Source organism: Bacteroidetes Order II. bacterium, from assembly GCA_016788705.1.
In the GTDB taxonomy this organism is placed as follows: Bacteria; Bacteroidota; Rhodothermia; order Rhodothermales; family UBA2364; genus UBA2364.
In genome coordinates, this window is sequence record JAEUSQ010000032.1 from 55,803 (window position 1) to 82,295 (window position 26,493).

Here is a 26,493-nt window from a genome sequence, read left to right on the forward strand (position 1 = left end):
AATGGGTTTTTGCTGATAAAAATACTTAGCTGATACCAAATTGTTGGGGTGTAAAGGCTTTTTCACAATCCAAGACCTTTGTCATCTCGTGAAATATTCGTCAGACACAGATAAAAAATTGTGTGTTGTAACACGCTCTTTGTATATTGTGTGTCGTAACACGTAATATTTATCTTTAACAAACAGGAGACCATCATGGCAACTATATGGACCATAGACCCCACTCATTCCGAAATTGGGTTCCGGGTAAAACACCTCATGATTTCAACGGTAAAAGGCCAATTTCGTCGTTTTTCCGCGACGGCCACCACCGAGGGCGATGCCTGGGAAAATGCAAGCCTTCAGTTCGAGGCCGAGGTGGATAGCATTGAGACGGGTGTTGAGCAACGCGACGGCCACTTGAAAAGTGAAGATTTCTTCCATGCATCTGCATTTCCTACCCTCCGTTTTGTCTCCACCGCATTCCATGCCAAAAGTGAAGACACCTACGAAATGACCGGCAACCTTACCATCCGTGATGTGACCCTGCCCCTGACCCTCAAGGCAACTTATGGTGGAACCATGACGGATTTTTATGGTCAGACAAAAGCAGGCTTCGAGGTTTCTGGCAATATCAGTCGGAAAGCGTTCGATCTAAAATGGGATGCTGTAACCGAAGCGGGCGGGATTGTGGTGTCCGACGACGTAAAACTGGTCTTGGACGTCCAAATGACGAAACAAGTCGCTTGATAAATCATGACATGTTTTGAATGGAGGCTGTTTCACAAGAAATGGCCTTTTTCTGTTAGAATAAACTTGTTCATCGCCCTGAGTGGATAATCGGTCGAAGTAAAACATGGGTTCATCTAAAGGTGACGGTATATCCATGTAATTTTTTCGGATATTGCGACCATTAGCCAACGCCGACGGGAAACACCACTACTCTCACCACCCCTTCCCGACGATGTTGCGCCCCCGATACCTTGTCGCACCACCACCGCGAAAATCGCATCACCGCCTTGGCCACATGATTGGTACAGGGCTTTTTTTTGTGATGAGATCGAGGTATTTTGATCTTGAAAAAATGGTTGTATGCCTTTTGGTGTGCTTCGTTTTCCTTCATATTTTACATCCCGCCCTCTACTAAGACTTGTATCTTCTCTCACTTCGTACCAAATGGTGCGCATTCTTACAGATTCACTACCCCAAGAACTTATGTCCGCCTATAATCCAAAAGAAATTGAACAAAAATGGTATTCGTATTGGGAGTCAAACGGCTATTTCGATACCGACCTACACTCCGGCAAACCGCCTCATGTGATCATGATGCCGCCACCGAATGTTACGGGGAAACTCCACATGGGTCATGCCTTGCAGGATACTGTTCAAGATGTGTTGACGCGGATGCGGCGGATGCAGGGCTTTGATGCCCTTTGGATGCCCGGAATGGACCATGCAGGGATTGCCACCCAAAACGTAGTGGAACGGGAACTAAAGGCCAATGAAGGCAAAAGCCGCCATGACTTGGGCCGAGAAGCCTTTGTGGATCGGGTCTGGGCGTGGAAAGAAGAATATGGCGGGATTATCCTCAAACAAAAACGCCTGTTGGGGGATTCTTGCGACTGGAAACGCGAGCGGTTTACCCTTGATGAGGGCTATGTTCATGCCGTTCAGACGGTTTTTGTGAAGCTCTATGAAGCAGGTTTGTTGTACCGAGGCGAGTATATCGTAAATTGGTGTCCTTCCGATCTGACCGCGCTCTCGGACGAGGAGGTGGACAATAAAGAGGTGGACTCTAACTTGTGGTATGTACGGTATGTATTAGAAACCGGCGAGACGTTGGTTATTGCTACACAACGCCCAGAAACCATTTTTGGCGATATGGCGATTGCTGTCCATCCAGAAGACGAGCGTTACCAACATCTCGTGGGCAAAAAAGCACGGGTTCCGCTCACAGACCGCTGGATTCCTATTATTGCAGACGATTACGTAAAGATCGAATTTGGTTCGGGTGCGCTCAAAATCACCCCTAATCACGACAAAAACGACTTTGAGGTGGCCAAGCGGCATGGCCTTGCTTTTCGAGAAACCCTAAATCCAGATGCAACCCTCAACGAAAACACGCCCTATCCGGGAATGGATCGTTTTGTGGCCCGCGAACAGGTGGCTAAGGACTTGGAGGCTGCCGGATTACTCGAAAAAACGGAGGCTTACAAGACCATGATTCCGGTTTCGAGCCGTTCCAAAGCTGTTGTGGAGCCACGGGTCTCGTTGCAATGGTTCGTAAAAATGGAACCCTTGGCCGATGCCGCCTTACAAGCATGGCGTGCCGGAAAAATTCGGTTTTATCCCAAACGCTGGGAAAATGACTTCGAGCGTTGGATGACGGGTATTCGCGACTGGACCATTAGCCGGCAACTCTGGTGGGGCCACCGGATTCCGGCGTGGTACTGGACAGACGAACACGGAAACCGAGACGAAGCGCGTGGCTTTTTGGTCTCGGTGGAACAGCCGGAACCCAGCATGGTGCAAGACGAAGACGTATTGGATACGTGGTTTTCTTCGTGGCTCTGGCCTTTTGCTACGCTTGGCTGGCCTGCGGAAACGCCGGAGCTAAAGCATTATTATCCGGGAGCGGTCTTGGTTTCTGGATACGATATTCTCTTCTTCTGGATTAGTCGGATGGTGATGGGCGGCTTGTTCTGCATGGACGATGTGCCCTACCGCGACATCTTTATTACGGGTATTATTCGCGATAAACACGGACGAAAAATGTCCAAATCTGCCGGAAATGGTATTGATCCGATGGATTTGATAGATCAGTACGGAGCCGATGCCGTGCGCTACTCGCTGACGGTACTGTGTGCGCAAGGCCAAGACATCAAGCTCGATCCGCTTAAAATGGAGATGGGTCGGAACTTTGCCAATAAAATCTGGAATGCTTTTAATGTGTTCGGACGGTTTATCGAACCTAGAAAGGACTATCGTGGCATCACGAAAACGGATTTATCGTTGGCAGACCGTTGGATGCTCCATCGCATTGCGGAAACCATCGAAGCCGTTGATGCCGATATGACGCAATACCGACTCAACGAGGCGCTGCTGAAGATTTATGACTTGTTCTGGGGCGACTTCTGCGACTGGTACTTGGAACTGATTAAGCCGCCTTATGGACAAACGATGCCCGAAGCCGATGTGGCGTTGGCCATCGAGATTTATGAACGACTACTCCGGTTATTGCATCCGTTTATGCCCTTCATTACCGAAGACCTATGGTGGAGACTGCGCCCACGCGACGAAGGAGAAGCCTTGATTATGGCTACTTGGCCAAAAGCAGAACCAGCAGACAAGACACCGGAGGCCGCCAGACACTTTGGCCTGATACAGCAGATGATTTCCGGCATCCGCAATATCAAAGCCAAAATGGGTATTCCACCCGGAAAAACGGTACTGGCCGTGGTGTCTGTTGCGAACAACGACGAAAACTTATTGGCAACCCTTCAGGCGCAAAATGCTTATTTCCGACAATTGGCGAAGGTGGAAAACCTGACGGCGGGGATGGGACTTGTCAAGCCGCCCGCAAGTGCTGCGGTGGTCGTAGAAGGGCATCAGGTATTTGTACCACTTGCGGATCTGATAGATTTGGAGGCAGAGCGCGCCCGTCTTTCCAAGGAAATTGTACAAAAAGAAGGTTTCCTCAAGTCGGTTCGGGGTAAGTTAGGGAATGCGGGATTTGTGGATCGTGCCCCAGCCGAGGTCGTGGAACGGGAGCGTCAAAAAGAGCGCGATGCTACCCTGGAGTTGGAAAAACTAAGGGAAAATCTGACAGGATTGGCCTAAGACACGGCCAAGGCTGATGTTTATAACGCCGCTATCTTTTGGTAGGGGCGTTTTTTATGCAGTATTGGGCCTATAGGCTAAAATATCTGCTGGATAATCAAGGGCCGCTAAAGCTATAAAGTGCTCAGGAAGTGGATGCTGGCCATTTTAAAAACCATCCTCCGTACATTGTGTGCAAAGTGATCGCTGCCATGCACGGAGGGTATTTTTGGAAGTAATCTCAGAGGGCATCCACAATGGCTACCCCAGCCGCAACCATCTCGTCGGCCAATTCAGGAGAAGTGGCTTCTGAATAAACGCGTAGAACAGGCTCTGTACCAGACCCACGATACATCAGCCATCCATCTTCCGTGAAGACCTTCACGCCGTCTAAGTCCGCAATGGCCGAGATCGGCTTTCCATTCACCTCTTTCACTGCTCCCGAGGCCAAATGCACCAATGCGGCATCTTTCTTGTAGGTATGCAGGTCGTTCCGGCTGTGGTAATGCGGCCCAAATTGTACAAAAAGTTCTGCAACCAACTCCGAGAGTTTTTTACCACGCTTCACCATCATTTCGGCCACCAGTAACCCAATAAACACGCCGTCACGCTCTGGAATGTGCCCCTTGACAGCCATTCCACCCGATTCCTCGCCGCCCACCAATACGTCCCCAGAGACAATCATCTCCCCAATATACTTAAAGCCAATTTTGGTGGTATGCACAGTAAGTCCATAGGTAGCCCCGATTTTATCCAGCATGGTGGTGGTGGAAAACGTCTTGACAATGTCCCCTCGGAGACCGCGCTCCTCATAAAGGTATTTTGCAAGCAGGCACAATATCTTGTGAGAATCCACAAAACGGCCTTGTTCGTCATACAAACCAATCCGATCCGCATCACCATCCGTCGCCAAGCCCAAATCGGCCTTTTCATGCAAGATCGCCGCCGAAAGTCCGGTCAGGTTTTTCTCGATAGGTTCTGGGGCTTGGCCAAGAAATCCAGGGTTTTCTTCATGCCGCAGTTCCGTAACACCGCCACCCAAGAGGGCAGATACCGTGCCACGACCTGCGCCAAACATGGCATCATAAATGATTCTTAGCCCAGATGCCTGAATGGCCGGAATATCTAACACCGTCCGAACATGGTCTAAATACGCCGACTGCAAATCTGCCTCTTGAATCAAGCCTCCCTCCATCAGGCCATGCATCGGACGCAGGGGTAAAGCAGAAAGCTGGGTTAATTCGTGCTCTACAGCCTCAATTTGTGCGGGTGTAGCTGGGCCGCCAAAGTCTGCTTTTAGCTTGTAGCCGCTGTATTCAGGTGGATTATGGCTGGCGGTAACAACAACACCCAAGTTGAAATGGTTCTTTAAAACAGCCAAACTAACCGCCGGCGTGGACGTGAAACCATTGCCCATAAGCACTTTGCAACCCATAGAGGCCAATACCCGTGCCACATGTAGCTGAAAATGGCGGCCATGGAAACGGCAATCATGTCCGATTACAACTTTCGGGCGATCGCCATATGTTTTGATAAGCCATTGACCCGTAGCTTGGGCTACTCTGGCTACATTGTCGAAGGTGAAATCAGCGGCGATAATGGCCCGCCAACCATCGGTTCCAAATTTGATGTCTGACATAGACTGAAAGGGTGAGTTCGTGAAAAGGCCGGAGTTTCGGCACAATATTAAAAATTAAAGATACGGATCATCCCATGCAGCATTCCACCAATACAGACGATGTCCGAAAAATTTTATCTTTCGTCAGGAACCAATACGTGCTGATGAAAAGCCCTCAATGCGTCTTGGATCAGCAAATAATCCGTCTATGCACAATTTTAATACACAGTCTTTCTGTAAAAGATGTAATTTATTGTTGCGCATGTTTATGAACAAGTTGTTCTTCAGCATTTCTGGTTCGTTTTTATGAATATTCTGGTAACCGGCGGTGCCGGATTTATCGGTTCTCACACCTGTGTAGCCTTGGTGGAATCAGGTTGGAAGCCCATCATCGTGGATAATTTCTCCAATGCAGATCGTGGTGTTTTGCAAGGGTTGAACCGTATTTTTGGGAAAACGCCCGTTTGTTACGAAGCCGATTGTAACAATTTGGAGCGAATGGTGCATATCCTACAAAAGGAAGAAATTGACGGGGTTATCCATTTTGCTGCTTATAAAGCGGTTGGAGAATCGGTAGTAGAACCCATTAAGTACTATGAAAACAACATCGGATCGCTGCTTACGGTGCTAAAAGCCATGCAAGAAACCGACGTTACCAAGTTGGTGTTTTCGTCTTCTTGTACGGTCTATGGCCAACCAGATGTGGTTCCGGTGACAGAGGATACGCCTCGGAAACCAGCCGAATCGCCTTATGGCAACACCAAAGCCATCTGTGAGGATGTGTTGCGAGACGCGGTGCATTCGGGTGTATCTTTACAAGCGGTTGCTTTGCGCTATTTTAATCCGATTGGGGCACATCCCTCTGCGGAAATTGGTGAATTGCCGGTTGGTGTTCCAGCAAACTTAATCCCTTATGTCACCCAAAGCGCCGCCGGCCTACGGCCACCTGTCACAATCTTTGGCTCCGATTATAACACACCAGACGGAACTTGCATCCGAGATTATATCCATGTCATGGATTTGGCGGAGGCCCATGTGAAGGCATTGGCTTTTTTACAAAACCAACCCAGTTCCATCTATGAAACGGTGAATGTGGGCACCGGTAAAGGAAGTTCAGTCTTGGAGGTTTTAGAAACGTTCCGTAACACCGTTACACCCGCCTTGCAATTTGTTCGGGGTTCCCGCAGAGCCGGAGATGTAGAGGCCACTTTTGCATCCGTCGAGAAAGCGGAAACCTGCCTTGGCTGGAGCGCCAAACGGTCCCTCGAAGAAGCCTTGCAAGACGCTTGGCGGTGGCAATTGCGGCTCTCTTAATCCACTTTCTTTGTTTCTCCAGAAAAGTTTATGGCTTTTAAACAGCAATTTAACTTTTCTTTAATGTATTTTGTATTATTATTGAGTAAATTAAATACTCAATAATAATACAAAAGGCAACTCAACTCCAATCTTATTGGATGCCCTTCAACCCCGAATGCAAGTATTTTCCTACTTGTTAACGGCGAAGCCGTGAAAAACGGAGCCTTCTCGCATGATGGACGTACTGATCTCCTCCAAAACAAGAATCAAACTTCTACTCAAACTCTTCCTCAATAAACACGTTGAGGCGCACTTAAGAGGATTGGAGCAAGAGTTTGGGGAATCTAGTAATGCCATTCGCGTAGAACTAAACCGTTTGGAGCAAGCAGAATTACTTACTGCAGCGACCAAAGGGAATAAAAAGTTTTACCGTGCGAATGAAAGCCACCCCCTCTTCAAAGATATCCACAACCTGCTACTAAAACATACAGGCATAGATCAGGTGGTAGAGCAAGTGATTGACCGATTAGGTGATGTGGAGCAAGTCTATCTGAGTGGACGTTTGGTGCGGGGGTTAGAAAGCAAGGTTATTGATCTGATTTTTGTTGGTTCTGTAGATGTGTCATACCTCATTGGACTCATCACCAAAACCGAAGAGGCCATAAATCGCAAAATTCGGTATTTGGTTTATAGTCCCGACGAATTTCAGACCAACCCCTTTTCAGAAGATGACATTAAACCGTTGCTCATATGGCAAAAGGCGTAGCGGCAGTTGATAAAGAGATTCCTAAATGGTTTGCGGTGCGAACCCGATTCAAATGGGAAAAAAAAGTGGTGGAAAACTTGCAAAATGCAGCTATAGAGGTCTATTTGCCCCTTTACGAAAAAGTCAAGCGCTACGAAAAAGTCATCAAGCGAACCACTTTACCCCTCATCCCCAATTATCTGTTTGTTAAAATTATAAAGGATGAGTACGTAACAGTCTTTAAGCAAGAAGGGGTAATGGGATTTCTGCACAATCATGGCAGCCTCAACGCCATCCCCGAACAAGAAATTGAAATCCTACGCCGCTTCAACGGAGAGTGGGAAGACTTAGAGGTGGTGGAAGGCAAGTGGGATAAAGGAACACCCGTCAAAATCGTGTCTGGACCTTTGGCTGGCTACGAAGGCAAAGTGGTAGAAGAGCAAGGGAAAAATAAAGTGGTCATTTTTATGCAAAGCCTTAATCACTCAATTATAATATCCATCAACAAAAAACACATCTGCAACTGAATGAATTTAGATTAAAAATTATTTATTCGAATTAATAGATTCATTAGTTTGTATGTCTTATAAGAATTACTACTATAAAATTGTATTCAAAAAAATATGATGCCAATAATATACAGTGTGTATTTTAATATATTGAACAAGCATGTACTAAAATATAAATAAAATGAATAACATAAGGATAATTGCTCGTTTAGATATTAAAGGCCCTAATTTAGTAAAAGGAGTTCACTTAGAAGGCTTGAGGGTTTTGGGAAAGCCAGAAGATTTTGCCAAATACTATTATGAAAATGGAGCAGATGAATTATTTTATCAAGATGTTGTTGCAAGTCTTTATGGGCGTAATAGTTTAAATGATATTATTTCTCAAACAGCTAAGAAAAGTTTTATTCCTTTAACTGTTTCAGGTGGTATAAGAACGGTTGATGATATAAAAACAGCCTTGCGTGCCGGTGCAGATAAAGTATGTATTAATACCGCAGCCACTAAAAATCCTTCGTTTATAAGAGAAGCCACCAAAAAATTTGGTTCATCTACGATTGTGGCAGCAATAGAGGCGATTAAACATCCTTCAGGACAATATTTTGCTTTTATTGATAATGGTAGAGAAGAAACAGGGCTGGAGGCGCTGTCATGGGCAAAGCAATTGGAGGAACTTGGTATTGGAGAAATAGTCATTACTTCGGTTGATGCAGAAGGTACAGGAAAAGGTTACGATATTGAATTAACAAAATTAATTGCCCAAAATGTTTGTGTACCAGTTATTGCACACGGTGGTGCAGGCAAATTGGAGCATTGCTCGGACGTAATTCTCAAAGGAAAAGCTGACGCTATAGCAGTCGCATCTATGGTTCATTATGAATTCATAGCCAATAAACATAGTGATATGGAAAATAGTTCAGAAGGAAATGTGTCTTTTTTACAAAGTGGTCGAGTATCATTTAATAAAATATCTCCACATAATTTGACGGAGATTAAGAGTTACTTGCATAAAAATGGCATTTTTTGTCGTGCTAAAATATCATGAAAATAATAATAATCGATTATCAGTTAGGAAACTTATTTAGTGTACAACAAGCTTGTCTATATTTAGGTTTCGATGCGGAAATCTCATCAGATGCCAATTGTATTGCAAAAGCAGATGCAATCATTCTTCCTGGAGTTGGTGCTTTTGCTGATGCAATGTATAATCTGCAAAAGTTCGACTTAATTGAACCCATTAAGGATTTTGTTTCAACTAATAAACCCTTTATGGGTATTTGCTTAGGGTTGCAATTACTCTTTGGTGAAAGTGAGGAATTTGGCATTCATAAAGGTATAGGCTTGATAGAAGGTGTTGTGAAGAAGTTTCCAACTCAGGATACTCAGGGGGGGAAACTAAAAGTACCTCAAATTGCTTGGAATACAATTTTTCCTAACCAAAAAAGTACGTGGGATAACTCGCCACTTTCAGTATGTGGTTTTGGTGATTATATGTATTTTGTGCATTCTTTTTATGTACAGCCTGCTGCTGATGAAGTAGTTTTATCTACTACAAATTATGGTGGACATACTTATTGTTCATCTATATTAAAAAATAATATTTTCGCTTGTCAATTTCATCCTGAAAAGAGTGGATTAGACGGTATTAAAATATATAAGAATTGGTTAAATAATAATTCTTTAACATAAAATATAATATGCTTTAGGTAAAGTACAGGTTATTTTGTGGAGGAAAAATTTTCAGAAATGTGGCACGTCTAATCAAATATATATCTCTGATAAAAAAATAAATGTATAATTATTAAGTGTACAAAATATTTTGAATTTTAATGAGCATTATAGGTGGGATGTTTGTAGAAATGCTTAATAAAAAAGTCATTGATTGACAAAAAATAAGAGTACAAACTATTTATGTCTTCTTTACAAATATGGAAGAAAATTGTCTTCTAAACGCAACCTAACGAGGAGAGGAAATCCACTTTATCGTCTCTCCAAAAATGCGGTTAAACAAAGTGAATTGCACCCTTGGCTATAACTTTAAAACTCTAAAAAAATCTTGACAATAAATATACAATAAATAAATGATCTTGTTTGATTCTATTTGTCGCTCCTTTAAAGGAAGCCTAAAAAAGCAAACAAATTGCCGGGCTTGCCTTCAAAGCAAATACCGATGTGTACATGAGGCCGTCTCCGCCAAATTTTTGGGGATTCGTTGTAGAACGAATTTAGGTCTTCAGACTTTAGTTACCTTGAACGGCTGCTCAAAAACCGTATCATCTTTGCTGGCCGTAACCTTTATGATTTGGAATGCATGATGCGAGAGCAGGTCACCTAGATCGGCGTTAGACGGCCTCAATAAAATTGATCATCCAGCATATGTCATTACAAATCAGATTATACACTTAACTCCAAAATCAATGTTAGATTTAAACAACGCTTCAATTCTTGTCACAGGTGGGACAGGTTCTTTCGGTAAGAAATTTATTCAAACCATTCTTAATCAGTATCCCAATATTAAAAGACTTGTGGTGTACTCAAGAGATGAATTGAAACAATTTGAGATGTCTCAAATATTCTCTCATACCCAATACCCCGCAATTCGATACTTCATTGGGGATATACGAGATGGGAACCGCTTTAAACGTGCATGTGAAGGGATTGATTATATTGTACATGCCGCTGCACTTAAACAAGTCCCTACGGCTGAATACAACCCTTTTGAGTGCATTCAGACCAATATTATTGGCGCACAGAATGTCATTGAAGCAGCACTAGATTTAGGTGTAAAAAAAGTTGTTGCTCTTTCTACCGATAAAGCAGCCGCACCTATCAATCTATACGGCGCAACCAAACTTTGCTCAGATAAATTATTTATTGCAGCCAATAATATGATTGGCAAGCGTGACCTTTCTTTTTCTGTGGTACGTTATGGCAACGTAATGGGGTCTCGTGGTTCTGTGATCCCTTTTTTCTTAAGTAAACGAGGGGAAGGCATCTTACCAATCACGGATGAACGAATGACCCGGTTCAATATCTCCTTAGAAGATGGTGTGCAGATGGTCTTAAATGCCTTACAAAATGCGTGGGGTGGCGAGATTTTTGTTCCTAAAATCCCATCCTATCGTATCTTAGATGTTGCAGAGGCTGTAGCGCCACATGCACAAAAAGTTGTTGTTGGTATTCGTCCTGGTGAAAAAATCCATGAGGAAATGATTACAGAAGCGGATTCTTTTACGACGGTAGATTTAGGGAAGTATTATGCTATTCTACCACAAGTTCCCAAATGGGATTTGCAAGACTACTTAGCCCATTTTAAGGCAACACCTGTTGAAATTGGGTTTAAGTTCAACTCTGGTACAAATACCGAATGGCTTTCTGTCGAAGATATTCGTCACTTAATTAAAAGCTATGTAGATCCCAGCTTCACTGTTAGCGAATAATTTTATGCAGGCAATCCCTTATGGAAAACAGCACATCACGCAAGAAGATTTAGATGCCGTAAATGCTGTTTTGTTATCCGATTATCTTACAACAGGTCCTAATATTAAAATCTTTGAGGACGCGTTTGCTAAATATGTGGGTGCCAAGTATGCCGTTGCTGTCGCAAATGGTACTGCGGCACTGCATCTTTGTGCCTTAGCGCTTGATGTAAACGAACAGACCAAAGTTATTACAAGCCCAATTACATTTGCAGCATCCGCAAACTGTATCAGATACTGTGGTGGAGAGGTGGTTTTTGCCGATATTGACCCACAAACGGCCCTTATTGATCTTAACCAGGTACAAGCTTTATTAGCATCCGCTCCCAAGGGGACATATCAAGGCCTTGTTCCTGTAGATTTTGCAGGATACCCTGTTAATTTAGAAGCTTTTCGGGCTTTAGCAGATGAGTACGGGCTTTGGATTATTGAGGATGCCTGCCATGCACCGGGTGGGTGGATTAAAGATCATGCAGGACAAAAACAATTTTGTGGAAATGGACAGTTTGCCGACTTGGCCATTTTCTCCTTTCACCCTGTGAAGCATATTGCTTGTGGCGAAGGGGGAATGATTACAACCAATAATAAAGCCCTATATGATCGGTTGATGGTTTTAAGGACGCATGGCATCACACGCGACCCAGAGGCGATGCAAGAAAATCATGGTGGATGGTACTATGAGATGGTTGACCTAGGTTATAATTACCGTCTCACCGATTTTCAAAGCGCATTGGGGCTCTCTCAATTAAAGCGCGCTGATGCAGGTTTAGGTAGAAGAAGAGAAATTGCTCGTCGCTATGACGAAGCCTTTTTGAATACCCCTATTCATGCCTTACGTCCAAGCTCGCACGTTGGACATGCATACCACTTGTATGTGATTGAAGTTGAAGACCGAAAAGGCTTATATGACTTTTTGCGAAAGCAAAACATCTATGCACAAGTACACTATATCCCTGTTCATACCCTTCCTTATTATCAAAAGCTTGGTTGGAAAAAAGGAGATTTTCCTTTAGCAGAGGCATACTATAGCAAGGCATTAAGCTTACCCATGTACCCAAGTATGACCGACCAAGAGCAAAGCTATGTGATTGAGCAGGTACTAGGCTATTATGGAATCTGATCTTGTCAAAAAAATCGGACTTGGCTCTGTTCAGTTTGGGCTTCCTTACGGCATCAACAATTCTTCTGGTCAGGTTATGCCCAATCAAGTTGCCCACATTCTATCTTATGGTGCCTCCATTGGAATAGAAGTGATTGATACGGCCAGTGCATACGGACGTAGCGAGGAAGTATTAGGAAATATTTTAGCAAGGCAAAGCCATAGCTTCAAAATTATTTCAAAGATTGCGCCTAATACTTCCAATATACGTAGTGCTTTACAAGCCTCTCTTCAAAAACTTCAGATCCCAAGACTTTATGGGTTCATGTTTCATCGCATAGAAGATGTGCAAACGAACCCTTCACTGGAAGGCGAGCTTAGGGTATTAAAAAAGGAGGGTCATGTAGAAAAAATAGGGTTTTCCTTGTATTACCCAGATGATATCAAATACTTACTCGACCATAATATCTCATTTGATTTAATTCAAGTTCCATACAGTGTCCTAGATCGAAGATTTGAAACATGGTTTCCCCAGCTCAGAGCATTAGGTGTAGAAGTACATATTAGGTCTGTTTTTTTGCAAGGTTTATTTTTTAGGGGCGAAGAACATTTGCCATCTTTATTTGATACAATTCGACCAATTTTACAAAGAATAAGACAGAATTGTCAAACTTACCAGGTTCCTTTAACGCAGGCCTTGCTCTTTTTTGCACTTATGAATAAAGACATAGATCGTGTTATCGTTGGGGTAGATTCTTTGGATAATCTAAAAGAAAACACTCATTTTTTGAAGTTAAACCAAGTTCCCTCAGTTAGCCTCATAAACCAAATCTTTGAAGGAATAGCTTGCGAGGATGAGCAGATTCTATTACCATTTAACTGGAAGCTTTAATGGATTTTTTATCTCTAGAAGGAAAGGTCATTTTAATTACAGGCGGTTATGGCTACTTAGGTAGTGCGGTTTCTCAAGGACTAGCGCAAGCAGGTGCAACGGTTGTTGTACTAGGGCGTTCTATTGAAAAATTTCAACAGCAGTTTCTCCATCAAGCCAATATCCACTTTGAGCCATGTGATGTCGCATCAACAACTTCCATACAAACCGCATTTTTGAACATCAAGACAAGATTTGGTTGTATAGATGGCTTGATTAACAATGCTTTTTACTTAAAAGGGCAAAACCCTGAAACCATGACAGATGAAGAGTGGAATGTGAGCATGGAAGGCACTTTAGGTAGTTTGTTTAAATGTATTCGGGAAGCAATTCCATATATGAAGGAAAAAGGCGGCAAAATTGTAAATGTAGCATCCATGTACGGTGTGGTTGCGCCCGACTTTAGGGTTTATGAAAATAACCCTTTTTTAAATCCTCCTCATTACGGCGCAGCAAAAGCAGGCATTATTCAACTAACAAAATACTATGCTGCTTATTTAGGAAAGTATAATATCCAAGTAAATACCGTAACTCCAGGGGCTTTCCCGAGCGAGGCGGTTCAACAAAACCAAGCATTTATTGAGCGGCTAAAGCAAAAGACGCCTTTAAATCGTATTGGAAAACCAGAGGATTTAAAAGGCATTTTTGTTTTGCTATGTGCAAAATCATCTGATTTTATCACAGGTCAGAACTTTATTGTAGATGGAGGATGGACTGCATGGTAGGTGCTATTATTCAGGCACGTATGGGATCGAGTCGCCTGCCAGCCAAAGTCTTAAAAACATTACCTTATGATAGTCATATAACTGTTTTAGATCGCATTATTCAGGTTCTTGAATCTATTCCAGAAATCAATAAGGTCATCATTGCAATTCCCAATACACCCCAAGATGACTCTTTAGCCCAAATATTAGCCGATAAAAAAGTTTTATACTATAGAGGTAGCGAACAAGATGTTTTGAGCCGCTTCTATGAAGCAAGCCATAGGCATAAACTTCAAACCATTTTGCGCTTTACAGCAGACAATCCTTGTATTGATGCTACATTTATCCATCAAACCTTAGTCACACACTTGGCGGCAGGTGCCGATTACACAAACTCGCAAGGTTTACCTTTAGGAACAAACTTAGAAGTTTTCTCTTTTACGGCTTTAGAGAAAGCATTTAAAGCTGCCGATACGCCCTATGAACGAGAACATGTAACGCCATATATTAAAAATATACAAAATGGATTCATGCTCCACACCATCGCTTATAAAGGATTTGACCCAGAACTGAGGCTGACATTAGACACCGCGCAAGATTATACATTTCAATGCTGTTTATTTTTAGCCTTGAAGGAAGCAAATCTTCCCCTTACATTGCCCGCAATTCAAGAGGTGATACATCGCCACCCTTGGATGACTGAGATCAATCGTCATATTAAACAAGCAAGTTGAAGTTATGCCTCGCGTTTTTTTTAGAGCAGATGGAAACGAAAAGATTGGCCTTGGCCACATTATGCGTTGCTTAGCACTTGCAGAAATGCTACAAACGCATTTTGAATGCGTATTTTTAATACAAGCACCATCTGTTTTACTAAAACAACAAATAGAAGCATCAGGAAGTTTTGTAATAAGTTTACCTCAGCAGGAGGTTGATGCAAACGAAGTAACGGAGGAGCTTTCAAAACATATCACAAGCCAAGATATGATTATCTTAGATGGATACACATTCCAAACAGCATACCAAAAAGCGCTAAAAAACTTATCTATCAAAGTCGTTTGTATAGATGATATACCAAATGGACTTTACTATGCAGATGCTATTATCAATCATACAGGCGGTTTTTCTTCGACAGATTATAAGACAGCACAGCCAGCACATTTTTACCTAGGCCCTCAATACGCTTTATTACGCACTAACTTCTTGGCAGCGAAGCGATCTATACCTCATATTTTTATTTGCTTTGGTGGAGCAGATCCAGAGAATTACACGATGCAGATGTTACAAACGTGTTTTACCCATCATGCCAGAAGTGTACTTGAAGTCGTCATTGGAAGTGCTAACCAGCATCAGCAACAACTTTCAGACTTACAACAAATACACTCAAACCTCCATATTCATTATAACTTATCGGCCCAGGAAATGGTTGAACTCATGGCACGTTGCGATATAGGGATCACTTCTGCAAGTACAATTGCTTATGAATATTTATCTACTGGGGGTAGGCTCTTCGTTATTCAAACAGCAAGTAACCAAAAACACCTATTCCAGTTTCTTGTTTCTGAAGGGCTTGCAGAAGAGGGTACAATATCGAATCTAAACAAGGCACTCAATCCATCCAATAAAATTGCCACTTTATTTGATGGCCAACAAGCAAAGCGGCTCCGCCAAGTGTTTTTTGATTTGAGTATAAAAATTCAGCAGGCTAACCTTAATGACGCACAAGCTTTATATAATTGGGCAAACGATCCTATTACAAGGTCTCAATCTTTTTCTACCGAGCCTATTGTATGGGACCAACATTTAACATGGTTCCAACGTAAATTAAACGATCCTCAAAGCGATCTATTAATCGCGTGGTTCGGAGAGGAAGCAATTGGGCAAGTTCGTTTTGATCACCGTACAGATTATACTTTAATTAGTTACGGGCTAGCCCCAAAATACAGAGGACATGGGCTTGGCTACAGTATTTTAAGGCTTGCTATAGACTGGCTCACAACGCGCCGTAATACAAAGAACTTATGGGGCTATGTAAAACTTTCCAACCCGGCATCTATGCGTGCTTTTGAAAAATTAGCTTTTGAACGAAATCACACAACAGACTATCCAGAAACCTATTTATACACTTTAAACTTAAAATAATGGCTTCTATTCGGCTTTCTACCTGTCAAATTGGGCAAGCACATAAACCCTTTGTGATTGCTGAAATGTCGGGCAATCACAATCACTCCTTAGAACGCGCTTTAAGTATTGTAGATGCTGCGGCTGATGCAGGTGCACATGCCCTAAAACTTCAAACTTATACCGCAGATACCATGACAATTAAGGGAGCTTACACCATTCAAGATCAAAATTCTTTGTGGCATGGAGCAGAGTTATACGATTTATATAAAAAAGCTTATACGCCCTGGGAATGGCATAAACCCTTATTTGATCGGGCAAGAGTGCGGGGGATGATTCCGTTTAGCTCTCCTTTTGATGAAACTTCTGTGGACTTTTTAGAGTCATTAGAGGTCGAACTTTATAAAATTGCGTCTTTTGAAAATACAGATCATCCACTGCTAAAAAAGGTGGCACAGACTGGTAAACCTGTTATTATGTCCACAGGTGTTAGCACCATTGCAGATATTTTTGAATCTGTTCAAGTGCTAAAAAACAATGGATGCAAAGAATTAATTTTGCTTAAATGTACCAGTACTTACCCTTCCTCTCCTGAGAATACCAACTTAAATACAATTCCCGTTTTACAACAAGTTTTCCAAGATTGTGTTATAGGGCTTTCTGACCATACAATGGGCGTTGGAGTTGCAGTTGCTTCTGTCGCCCTTGGCGCACGGGTTATTGAAAAACATTTCACCTTACGGCGTGCAGATGGGGGCGTAGATAGTGCCTTTTCTTTAGAGCCAGAAGAATTGGCAACCTTGGTTATAGAAAGTGAGCGTGCCTTCTTAGGCTTAGGAACGCCTCAATTTAATGTTCAAGACAAAGAAAAAAATAGCCTGTTATTTAAGCGTTCTATTTATGTATCCAAGGACATTGAAATTGGGGAACCGTTTACAAGTGAAAACATTCGTGTTATCCGCCCTGGGAATGGTCTTCCTCCTAAGTTTTACGATCTCCTTTTAGGCAAACAAGCCAAACAAGCATATAAGGCAGGCACTCCTCTTACCTTTGATGCTATCTAAGATTCAACAATCTAAAGAATTAAAGCCTTATAAATTCACCTTAGCCTTTGTAAAGGTAAGGTTTGTATTATGATTACAAAGCTGATTTTGGATTTTAGTTATGAATATGGGGCAGCCCAAACAGCACCTCATATTCACATTTTAACTTCTTTATATGAAGGAGAAAGAGTTACAAATGTAAAAGCATTTAAGCCAAGTAAAAATCAAATAGACCACTATATTACAGAATGGTCTAAGCTCATTAAAACGACAAAAGAACATCCACTTCTTCAAGACACCCTTATTGCAGCAGAGCGCACTTTTTATGATGCAGTTATTTCTCCTTTTATTTGTTGGATCAATGCCATTCATCATATTTTAGCTCAACATCCAAAGATTGATACCATTTCTTTTGCACAATACAATAATGCAAATCAAGTTTTTTTTATTGAGGCAGAGGGTGAGGCAAACGGCTCTTTTTTATATAAAAAATATTACTACCTACCCTACTACATTCATCAGTACCTACAAGCACAACTACCCAATATCCATATCCATATCGAAAAAAAAACATCTAAAACAAAGGCATCACTTAGTTTTTTCATGAGAGGCCTCATCTTTTTGGTAGCTAAGCTTATTCAGACTATTGCTTATAAGCTCATTATTCGAGAACGGAACAATTTACAAGAAGGTCATCAAAACCAAACAATTAAAAGTGCTATTCTAACTCGTGGAATTGTTCAATCGCAGTTTATACAAGAAGCTCTAAAAGCGTATGCTCCAAGCCTACTTATTTTAGTTTCTGAACAATCTTTCAGGCCTTTTGTGAATTACAATTTATTTAAAAAAAGTAAAGATATTAATTCTTTTTACATAGAATCGGCATTGCCTATCCGCCAACTTTTGATCTTATTAAAAAATGTTTTCTACAAAAAAAAGCTTACACGACAAAAATACAATTTAGATTCACTACATATTGAAGGTATTAGCTTCAAGCTTAAAGACTTCATTTCCGAACTACTGGTAAAGGAGTTTGATATTCAAGTTTATCAAGAAAGTTTGGCAGCTGCTCAGCAAAAACTTAGCCGAGACTTAGGGCTGTCCTTTAGCAAAGTCATCACTATGGAAATGATGACTTCTATTCCATTTTATGTAAAGAAAGTATATATGGATAAAAAAGTTGTGCAACTACAAACAACTTTAATGGAACCAACTTATAGCCCTCGTTTTATTTTTGCAGACCAGTTTGTATTTACAGATCGCAATACGTATGAAGGTTTTTGCAAAGTAAACCCTCAAATGGAATCTTTATTTTCTTGTATTTCATGGTTTAAATATTTAGGAATAAACAAGAAACATCTAAAGAGTAGTGTTCATAAAGTTGTTTTCTTTGGGCAACCATATGAAACAGAAAATGAACTAAAAATCACCGCGTACCTTAAAGAGCTATCCCACAAATTAGCTTTTAAGCTATATATTAAACCTCACCCTCGTCAACGGGGTAATCCATGGAATGTACCTGAAAACAGGCTCATACCTAATGAAGTAACGATTGATCAGATATTAGCTGATACAGATCTTGCCATTACAAGGATTTCATCTGTAGGAACTGATTTTTGGGCGTATGGAGTACCTTGCCTTTTTGTTAAGCTAAGTGACTTTGACCGTGCTGCAAAATTATTTTATACACCAGATGATTATGAAGGTATCCTAACAGATATAGCAAACATTCGGGATAAAATAGAAGGTATTGTAGATTTGCAAAAATCTTTTATACAGCATCCTTTATACAAGTTTTTTGAAGTAGATGAGTCCGCTATTTCAGGCTTGATTTTAGATATTTATACCTAGGTCTTTTGGTCACATAAATAGTCGTTATTTTTTGAACAGGAAATGTATATACAGAAAATTAGAGATCATGAAAGCCCTCAGCAACCGTAGAGAGCTGGCGAATGGGTATTAAGGAAGGGAGTTCAGGTTTTTAAGAACAAGGCTGGTCAAAGTCATAAACTGTTGAAAAAATGAATTTAACATCCTGCCTCAAGAAGCGCAAACGTTTTTTAAAGCATCAATATAGATTCAAGATAAGATAAATGGATCTGCTCTATGGTGATAAGTGACGGGTGTCAAGTCAAGTTGTTTTTTTTTTAGGGAGCGTCTTTAAAGACGAAACGGTAAAAATTTCAACACAAAGAAAATTATAAATCTGCAAGGCGATCTATATATAGAGGATTCTTCTCCTGCAACAACCAATTATTTTTCGATACAAGGTAAGGCGTCATTACAAATAATTCTGTTTTGCAATAATTAAATATTTTCTCCTTCAGAATTGATCAACCAACTATTCTTTTGCATTGACAATGCTTGGGTAGATGTGGCCCTTAAAATTCAATAACGTTTGAGTATTGGGCAAGAAAGAAGATAGTTAATCTCTTACCTCCTCCATATTCGTCTTGCCTCAATAATTATTAAATCGCTCTGGAAGAAACCTAAAGTAAGATAGTTTACACTTTATAATTAGCCAGCCGTTAATTGCTGATTGGTTAGCATTGGCGGCTGTAAGTTCCGAGTTAACCATAAATGTTTCTCCTAACAAGTTTTCAACTTTTCAAAGACTTTTATGCAATACGATGTCGTCGTTGTTGGAGGTGGAATTGTAGGTTTAGCGACCGGCTGGGCCCTTATTCAAACCAACCCCGCCTTAAAGTTGGTCATATTAGAGAAGGAAGCAACACTTGCTCAGCATCAAACAGGCCGAAACAGTGGTGTAATCCATAGCGGAATTTACTATAAGCCCGGTAGCTTTAAAGCAAAGTTTGCCCGTGCAGGCCGTGAAAGTATGGTCGCATTTGCCAGAGAATATGGCATTGCACATGATATTTGTGGCAAACTCATCGTGGCAAGCCATGATTCCGAGCGAGAAGGTTTGAATAAGCTTTATGAGCGTGGACTTGAGAACCAGATTCGAGTGACGCGCGTGAGCAAAGCAGAGATGAAAGACATTGAGCCGCACTTGCGCGGCGAAGAAGGGGTTCAAGTGCTGGATGCAGGCATTATTGATTACAAACAAGTCGTCCAACAGCTCAAAACGTTGCTCTTGGCATCAGGGGTGGAAATCCGTTTGGGTATAGAGGCAAAGGAGGTCGTTTCTCATAAAGATGGCATTGAGGTTCAGACCAACCAGGCGCTGGTGCGAGGACGATATTTTATCAATTGTGGTGGCTTATGGAGCGACCGCATCGCCAAGAAATCCAAAGCAACTGTAGAGGTCAAGATTGTTCCATTTCGGGGGGAGTATTTTGAGCTAAAGCCAGAAAAAAACCACTTGGTCAAAAACTTGATTTATCCGGTCCCCAATCCCAATTTTCCGTTTTTGGGCGTACACCTCACCCGCATGGTTCATGGCGGTATTCATGCAGGGCCCAATGCGGTACTTGCTTTTAAGCGAGATGGGTATTCTAAATTAGACTTTAGTTTGCGGGATACTTTAGACACCCTAACCTTTCCCGGCTTTTGGATTTTAGCTGGAAAATATTTGGGAGATGGGGTGCAAGAAATGCTTCGCTCATTCAGTAAAAAACGTTTTACAGCCTCCTTGCAAGCCCTCGTTCCCGAAATTCAAATGGAAGATTTAACCCCCTCCCCTGCCGGCATTCGAGCGCAAGCCATGCTTAGAAATGGACAGTTGGTGGATGACTTTATGATCCATGTAGAAGATCGCGCCATGCACGTTTGTAATGCACCTTCCCCTGCAGCCACAGCCTCGCTAGAAATTGGTCGTTACCTAAGCCAAGAACTTATTAAAAGATTTGATTTATGAATAAAACTCAAGTGCTAATCATTGCAGAGGCTGGCGTAAACCACAATGGAGATTTAGCCCTTGCAAAGAAGTTGATAGAAGTTGCCGCTGCTGCGGGGGCAGACTATGTAAAGTTTCAAACTTTTTTAGCCAAAAACTTAGTCAGTGCTCATGCTAAAAAAGCGAAATATCAAATTGAAAACTTGGGTGCGGCTTCGGAAGATGACACCCAATATTCGATGCTTAAGCAATATGAATTAAGCCCTTCAGACCATGCAACATTGATTGCACATTGTAAGGCTTGTGGCATTCGCTTCCTTTCTACCGCCTTCGACCTAGAGAGCTTAGACTTATTGCGCCAGATTGACCTTGACTTATATAAAATTCCATCAGGTGAAATCACCAATTTGCCCTATCTAAAAGAACTTGGTCGTTTAGGTAAACCGATTGTTTTGTCAACGGGTATGGCAACTTTGGAGGACATCGAAGCTGCGATTCAGGTTTTACAGGCAGCAGGAGCAGACCGAGAAACCATTACAGTCCTGCACTGCAATACCGAATATCCAACGCCTATGGAGGATGTAAACTTGCGGGCGATGCAGACCATTCAAACACGCTTGGGCGTGGCAATTGGGTACTCCGATCATACTTTAGGGATCGAAGTACCCGTGGCAGCCGTTGCTTTGGGGGCCGTTTGTATCGAAAAGCATTTTACCTTAGATCGGTCTATGCCAGGCCCAGACCATGCCGCCTCTTTAGAACCAGAAGAGCTTAAAGCAATGGTTAAAGCCATTCGCAACATTGAAAAAGCGTTAGGACATGGGCTAAAAACGCCTTCTCCTTCTGAAATAAAAAATATGGCGATTGCCCGAAAAAGCATCCATTTAGCCCATGACCTCGCTCAAGGAACCTTGCTAAGTGAAGCAGATTTGGTGATGAAGCGCCCCGGTGATGGTCTCTCGCCGATGGAACTGCCTAACGTTTTAGGCAAACGCCTCAAGTATGCTTTAGCGGCTGACCATAAACTTGATTTAAAGGATTTGGCATAAATGGCTCGTAAAATTTGCGTTGTGACGGGTAGCCGTGCCGAATATGGTCTGCTCTTTGGGCTTTTGAAAGAAATCCAAGAAGACCCTGACCTCTGCTTGCAATTGGTCGTCACAGGCATGCACCTCTCGCCAGAATTTGGACTAACCTATAAAACTATTCTACAAGATGGCTTTGAAATCCATGAAAGGGTCGAAATCCTACTTTCGAGCGATAGCGCCCAAGGCGTTTCAAAAAGTGTTGGTTTGGGGCTAATTGGGTTTGCAGATGCCTTTGAGCGCCTTAAGCCTGATCTTCTGGTTTTACTCGGCGACCGCTTTGAAGTGTTTGCTGCCGCCCAAGCAGCCATGCTTGCCCGCATCCCTATCGCCCATCTACACGGCGGCGAAACCACAGAAGGAAACTTCGATGAAGCCATACGCCATAGTATTACCAAAATGGCCCACTTGCACTTTACTTCAGCCGAAGTCTATCGAAACCGCGTTATTCAATTGGGAGAAGCGCCAAACCGCGTTTGGAATGTAGGAGCCTTGGCAGTGGACAACCTCAAGCAAGTTCCGCTTTGGTCACGCAATCAATTGATCGAAAACCTGAATATTACCTGGGGCAACCCCATGCTTTTAGTGACTTACCATCCTGTAACCAACTCAGAAGAGTCCCCAGAAAGCCAGCTTAAAGCCTTATTTGAAGCTATAGATGCCTTCCCTAACGCAAAAGCGGTGATTACAAAAGCAAATGCGGATACGGCTGGGCGGGTTATTAACCAATTGATCGAAACCTATGTTGCCACACAACCGCATCGTATTTTTGCTTTTACTTCATTGGGACAGGTTCGATATTTGAGTATGTTACAAGAATGTGATTTAGTCTTAGGGAACTCTTCAAGCGGCATCATTGAAGCGCCTCTATTTGGTAAGCCTACTATTAACATTGGTCTAAGACAAGCTGGTCGCCTTAGAACTTCATCTATTTTGGACTGCGAAGCCTCCAAAGAAGCCATTATAGATGCCATTAAAACAGGGCTTAGCTCCCGCTTTAAAGCACAAGCAAAGGAAACTGCTTCGCCTTATGGACAAGTAGGAGTCGCAAAAAGAATCAAGGCCGTTGTCAAAAGTATGCCTTTAGAGGGCATTTTATTTAAAACTTTTTACGATCTTTCTCAATAGCGAGCTTATACCCCACCGTATAACCTCCCTTAATCCAATTTAAACGACTAAATCGTTTTAACCCTTTCAATTTTAGCTCTTGCGATGAATACAGCACAGCCATTAGAAGCATATTATGGGCTTCCAACAGAAGTAAAGTTTTGCAAGCAATGTGTTATTTCTAACCAACGCCCCGCTTCCGCCATAGAGTTTAAACATAACATCAACTCAAAAAAAGTTACCATGGCTTTGGATGAGGAAGGCGTTTGTGACGCATGCAGGCAAGCTGAAATTAAAAACCGAATAGATTGGCAAGTACGCGAAGAGCAACTTTTACAGCTTTTAGATAAACATCGAAGCAAAGATGGCTCTTATGATTGTATTGTACCGGGCAGTGGCGGCAAAGACAGCGCTTACCAAGCCCATGTATTGAAATACAAATATGGAATGAACCCGTTAACGGTGACCTGGCCTCCCATTCTTTATACCGAATATGGATATGAGAATTGGAAAAACTGGATTGATATAGGCGGTTTCGACAATCTATCCTTCCGCAGAAACGGACGGGTTATGAAACTCTTAACCAAACTGTCCATCGAAAACTTACTACATCCTTTCCAAACCTTCATTTTAGGCCAAAAAAACTTTGGGCCCAAAATTGCCGCCAAAATGGGCATTCCGCTTGTTTTTTATGGCGAAAATGAAGCCGAGTATGGCAATCCCATTGCTGATAATACCTCTTCACTTCGGGATAAATCCTATCATACCTTCCAAAACATAGATGAACTCTATTTAGGTGGAGTTTCCATTCGTGAGCTACGTGAGAAATATGAAGTAAGCCTAAATGACTTAATGGCCTTTTTGCCGCCAACGGCCGAAGAACTAAGTAAAACCAATGTTCAGGTGCATTATTTGGGCTACTACCTTAAGTGGACTCCCCAAGAAGTCTATTATTATGCTGTTGAAAATACAGGATTTAAAGCCCGCCCCTTCCGCACGCAAGGGACTTATAGCAAATACAATAGCATTGACGACCAAATAGACGATCTCCACTATTACACCACCTATATCAAGTTTGGCATTGGACGTGCAACCTATGATGCCTCCCAAGAAATCCGTAATCGCCATCTAACCCGAGAAGAAGGTGTTGCCCTTGTCGAACGCTTTGATGGCGAGTTTCCAGACCGGTACTTCAATGGTATCATGGATTACATCGGCATGAACCCTGAACACTTTATGGTCCTCTGTGATAAATTCCGTTCACCGCACCTTTGGGGTAAAAATGAGAAAGGCGAATGGAAACTACGCCATACAGTAGGAGGTAAAGGATTAAATGACTAAGCGATTATTTGTTGCGTTTAGTTATGAAGATGCGCTCGCATTGGCAAACGACAAACAGGAGCATGACCATGTTTTGCTTTTTGCCATAGACCCCAAACATAACATTGCAGATTTGCCTTATCAAAATGCAATCGTTGTGGGGGATTATGTTTCTACTGTAAGCGATAATATGGAATTTTATGCTCAACTCCATGCCGCTTATCGGGATCAGATTGAACAAATCAAAACAAAGCACCCCATTATTTGGGAATATGCGAATACAATCTTAGTTAACTTGGTCTATCGTATAGGGCTGATTATTTATAAGCTTCAGGCGCAGCTCGATCAATTTAATTATCAAGAGGTTATTATCTATGGGCAAGAATACCATAAACACTTTCCTGTATTTGGCGCAGAAGGAGAGGTCGTCTCTCGGTTTCAGTACTTCCCGATGCTCCTTTATACCTCATACCTTATAGCCTTATGTAAGCAACACCCTGCACCCTATCGTTTAGCTAACTCGCAGGCACTTTCTTTCCTAACTCCTCTAAAGCTCGCTTTTCGAGACCTTACGATTGACACAGGAAAACTCTTGTACCTTCTGCGACAGCGCTTCCAAGCACGCAAAGGCTCTTTTTTATTTAGCGAAAAAATGCCTTTAGTAAAAGAAGACTATGACCTCATTTTGCTACTAAGAAATGAAATAGGCGCATCTTTCTTTGCGTCATTTGTACACTGGGCAGGTACTCATAAAAAGAAAAAGATTCTACTGATTTGCGACGAAATGCTACAACGAATAGGTTGCTTAACAATGGTTAAAAAGCTATATCCAAAGCTTCCATATATCAACTTGCTCAAGCATCAGAGTATGGCAACCCTTATAAAGGAATGGTTTAAAAATAGGTTTCGCAGCGCTACAGCACAGGCACAAGAGACCCTCCAACTAGCAACCCCCAACGTTCAGTTTTCCATTCCCATCAAGCCCATTGAAATCCACCTAATGCGCTCGATGATAGACAAACAGTTACGAAAAACGGTACTTGACAAGGTGCTAAAAGCATTGCCCAAAAAACAAGCTTCCGTTCTTTCTGGTGAAATGGTCAGTGTAGATGCAACCTTAGAGGCAAATCTTTGTCAAAAGCATGGCTTTAAGTACTGGAATGCAGAAGTGGCAAGTTGCGATCCTTTAGAGGCTATTCGGGAAGCACCGGGCGAAGGATTTTTAGCTTCTTCCCATCATGAAGCCAATATTATTGCGCACCACCACCCCGACGAAGCGCATAAAATATACCATATCGGGCTTTTTAGATTTCCAGAATTTAGCTTAGAAGTGTCAAACACCAGCGCTAACTTAAAAACAGTTACCTTTTTCACCCAACCGCCACCTCTTCCTAACCATGAAAACATAGTCTTGTTAGAGGTTCTAAATGAGCTTGCATACCAACTCGGGTTTAAGGTTGTCGTCAAACCGCACCCTAGGGATACTACATCCTATGAAAGATTTGCAACAAGCCCCAATGTCGTGTTACAACCGAGAATTGGCGTTTTAAGCACAGATTTAATTAAAGCCTCGGATTTGGTAGTTGCGAGAATTTCTTCCACCCTTCAAGAGTCGCTCTTCTTGGGGGTTCCTTATATTGCCTTCAATACTGATCAGCGAGCAAATTTAGAGTGGGATTTTTTGCATCCAGATTTAGGCGTAACAAGCCATCATATTACCGACTTTACCTCCAAAATTAACAATTATACTCAATATCAAAGATCGTTTTATTCAAATAGAAAAAAATTCCTTCAACATAACTTAGAATCCACTTTCAAATGGGTCTTCGACTAATTTTTACA

21 protein-coding genes are annotated in these 26,493 nt (G+C 42.1%); 20 read left to right on the forward strand and 1 reads right to left on the reverse strand.

Annotation, left to right across the window (positions count from 1 at the left end; translation table 11 throughout):
- Window positions 1-195: 195 nt before the first annotated feature.
- Together JNN12_08555 and JNN12_08560 are read left to right on the forward strand one after the other, a co-directional pair.
- Window positions 196-729: a polyisoprenoid-binding protein gene (locus JNN12_08555; protein MBL7978377.1), complete on the forward strand. Its 534-nt coding sequence runs from the start codon at window positions 196-198 to the stop codon at window positions 727-729.
- A 426-nt stretch (window positions 730-1,155) separates the two neighbouring features.
- A complete protein-coding gene (locus tag JNN12_08560; protein MBL7978378.1) occupies window positions 1,156-3,819 on the forward strand; it encodes a valine--tRNA ligase in 2,664 nt (887 codons plus the stop codon).
- A gap of 220 nt (window positions 3,820-4,039) precedes the next feature.
- Here JNN12_08560 and JNN12_08565 read toward each other — a convergent pair whose 3' ends face one another.
- Window positions 4,040-5,437: a phosphoglucomutase/phosphomannomutase family protein gene (locus JNN12_08565; GenBank protein ID MBL7978379.1), complete on the reverse strand. Its 1,398-nt coding sequence runs from the start codon at window positions 5,435-5,437 to the stop codon at window positions 4,040-4,042.
- A 285-nt stretch (window positions 5,438-5,722) separates the two neighbouring features.
- On the opposite strand from JNN12_08565, the gene galE reads away from it, so the two are divergent.
- The 18 genes from galE to JNN12_08655 all read left to right on the forward strand — a co-directional run bounded on the left by galE (window position 5,723) and on the right by JNN12_08655 (window position 26,485).
- Window positions 5,723-6,730 (forward strand): UDP-glucose 4-epimerase GalE, encoded by a 1,008-nt coding sequence (gene galE, locus JNN12_08570; protein MBL7978380.1) that lies wholly within the window; start codon window positions 5,723-5,725, stop codon window positions 6,728-6,730.
- 214 nt (window positions 6,731-6,944) lie between these two features.
- Window positions 6,945-7,478 (forward strand): hypothetical protein, encoded by a 534-nt coding sequence (locus tag JNN12_08575; GenBank protein MBL7978381.1) that lies wholly within the window; start codon window positions 6,945-6,947, stop codon window positions 7,476-7,478.
- Window positions 7,463-7,984, forward strand: a complete 522-nt coding sequence (locus tag JNN12_08580; protein MBL7978382.1) for a UpxY family transcription antiterminator — start codon at window positions 7,463-7,465, stop codon at window positions 7,982-7,984. The genes JNN12_08575 and JNN12_08580 overlap by 16 nt, the downstream gene beginning before the upstream one ends.
- A 163-nt stretch (window positions 7,985-8,147) precedes the next feature.
- Window positions 8,148-9,008: an imidazole glycerol phosphate synthase subunit HisF gene (hisF, locus tag JNN12_08585; protein MBL7978383.1), complete on the forward strand. Its 861-nt coding sequence runs from the start codon at window positions 8,148-8,150 to the stop codon at window positions 9,006-9,008.
- Window positions 9,005-9,652 carry an imidazole glycerol phosphate synthase subunit HisH gene (hisH, locus tag JNN12_08590; protein MBL7978384.1) on the forward strand — a complete coding sequence of 216 codons (648 nt, stop codon included), beginning with the start codon at window positions 9,005-9,007 and terminating at the stop codon, window positions 9,650-9,652. Before hisF ends, hisH begins: the two co-directional genes overlap by 4 nt.
- Before the next feature lie 728 nt (window positions 9,653-10,380).
- Window positions 10,381-11,403 carry a UDP-N-acetylglucosamine 4,6-dehydratase (inverting) gene (gene pseB / locus JNN12_08595; GenBank protein MBL7978385.1) on the forward strand — a complete coding sequence of 341 codons (1,023 nt, stop codon included), beginning with the start codon at window positions 10,381-10,383 and terminating at the stop codon, window positions 11,401-11,403.
- 4 nt (window positions 11,404-11,407) lie between these two features.
- Complete coding sequence (pseC, locus tag JNN12_08600; protein ID MBL7978386.1) at window positions 11,408-12,562, forward strand: UDP-4-amino-4,6-dideoxy-N-acetyl-beta-L-altrosamine transaminase; 1,155 nt, start codon at window positions 11,408-11,410, stop codon at window positions 12,560-12,562.
- The gene (locus JNN12_08605) at window positions 12,552-13,433 is read left to right on the forward strand and encodes an aldo/keto reductase (protein ID MBL7978387.1); all 882 of its coding nucleotides are present in this window, start codon (window positions 12,552-12,554) and stop codon (window positions 13,431-13,433) included. The genes pseC and JNN12_08605 overlap by 11 nt, the downstream gene beginning before the upstream one ends.
- Window positions 13,433-14,197: an SDR family oxidoreductase gene (locus JNN12_08610; protein ID MBL7978388.1), complete on the forward strand. Its 765-nt coding sequence runs from the start codon at window positions 13,433-13,435 to the stop codon at window positions 14,195-14,197. The genes JNN12_08605 and JNN12_08610 overlap by 1 nt, the downstream gene beginning before the upstream one ends.
- The gene (locus tag JNN12_08615) at window positions 14,191-14,910 is read left to right on the forward strand and encodes a glycosyltransferase family protein (GenBank protein MBL7978389.1); all 720 of its coding nucleotides are present in this window, start codon (window positions 14,191-14,193) and stop codon (window positions 14,908-14,910) included. Before JNN12_08610 ends, JNN12_08615 begins: the two co-directional genes overlap by 7 nt.
- Before the next feature lie 4 nt (window positions 14,911-14,914).
- A complete protein-coding gene (gene pseG / locus JNN12_08620; protein MBL7978390.1) occupies window positions 14,915-16,318 on the forward strand; it encodes a UDP-2,4-diacetamido-2,4,6-trideoxy-beta-L-altropyranose hydrolase in 1,404 nt (467 codons plus the stop codon).
- Window positions 16,318-17,361: a pseudaminic acid synthase gene (gene pseI, locus JNN12_08625; protein MBL7978391.1), complete on the forward strand. Its 1,044-nt coding sequence runs from the start codon at window positions 16,318-16,320 to the stop codon at window positions 17,359-17,361. The genes pseG and pseI overlap by 1 nt, the downstream gene beginning before the upstream one ends.
- A 69-nt stretch (window positions 17,362-17,430) precedes the next feature.
- Window positions 17,431-19,191 carry a hypothetical protein gene (locus JNN12_08630; protein ID MBL7978392.1) on the forward strand — a complete coding sequence of 587 codons (1,761 nt, stop codon included), beginning with the start codon at window positions 17,431-17,433 and terminating at the stop codon, window positions 19,189-19,191.
- A 769-nt stretch (window positions 19,192-19,960) separates the two neighbouring features.
- On the forward strand, window positions 19,961-21,160 hold the full coding sequence (gene lhgO / locus JNN12_08635) for an L-2-hydroxyglutarate oxidase (GenBank protein ID MBL7978393.1): 1,200 nt from the start codon (window positions 19,961-19,963) through the stop codon (window positions 21,158-21,160).
- Window positions 21,157-22,188: an N-acetylneuraminate synthase gene (gene neuB / locus JNN12_08640; GenBank protein ID MBL7978394.1), complete on the forward strand. Its 1,032-nt coding sequence runs from the start codon at window positions 21,157-21,159 to the stop codon at window positions 22,186-22,188. Before lhgO ends, neuB begins: the two co-directional genes overlap by 4 nt.
- Complete coding sequence (gene neuC, locus JNN12_08645; GenBank protein ID MBL7978395.1) at window positions 22,189-23,352, forward strand: UDP-N-acetylglucosamine 2-epimerase (hydrolyzing); 1,164 nt, start codon at window positions 22,189-22,191, stop codon at window positions 23,350-23,352.
- An 84-nt stretch (window positions 23,353-23,436) separates the two neighbouring features.
- Complete coding sequence (locus tag JNN12_08650; protein MBL7978396.1) at window positions 23,437-24,672, forward strand: N-acetyl sugar amidotransferase; 1,236 nt, start codon at window positions 23,437-23,439, stop codon at window positions 24,670-24,672.
- Window positions 24,665-26,485, forward strand: coding sequence for a hypothetical protein (locus tag JNN12_08655; protein ID MBL7978397.1), 1,821 nt, complete (start codon window positions 24,665-24,667; stop codon window positions 26,483-26,485). The genes JNN12_08650 and JNN12_08655 overlap by 8 nt, the downstream gene beginning before the upstream one ends.
- The last annotated feature ends 8 nt before the right edge of the window (window positions 26,486-26,493 follow it).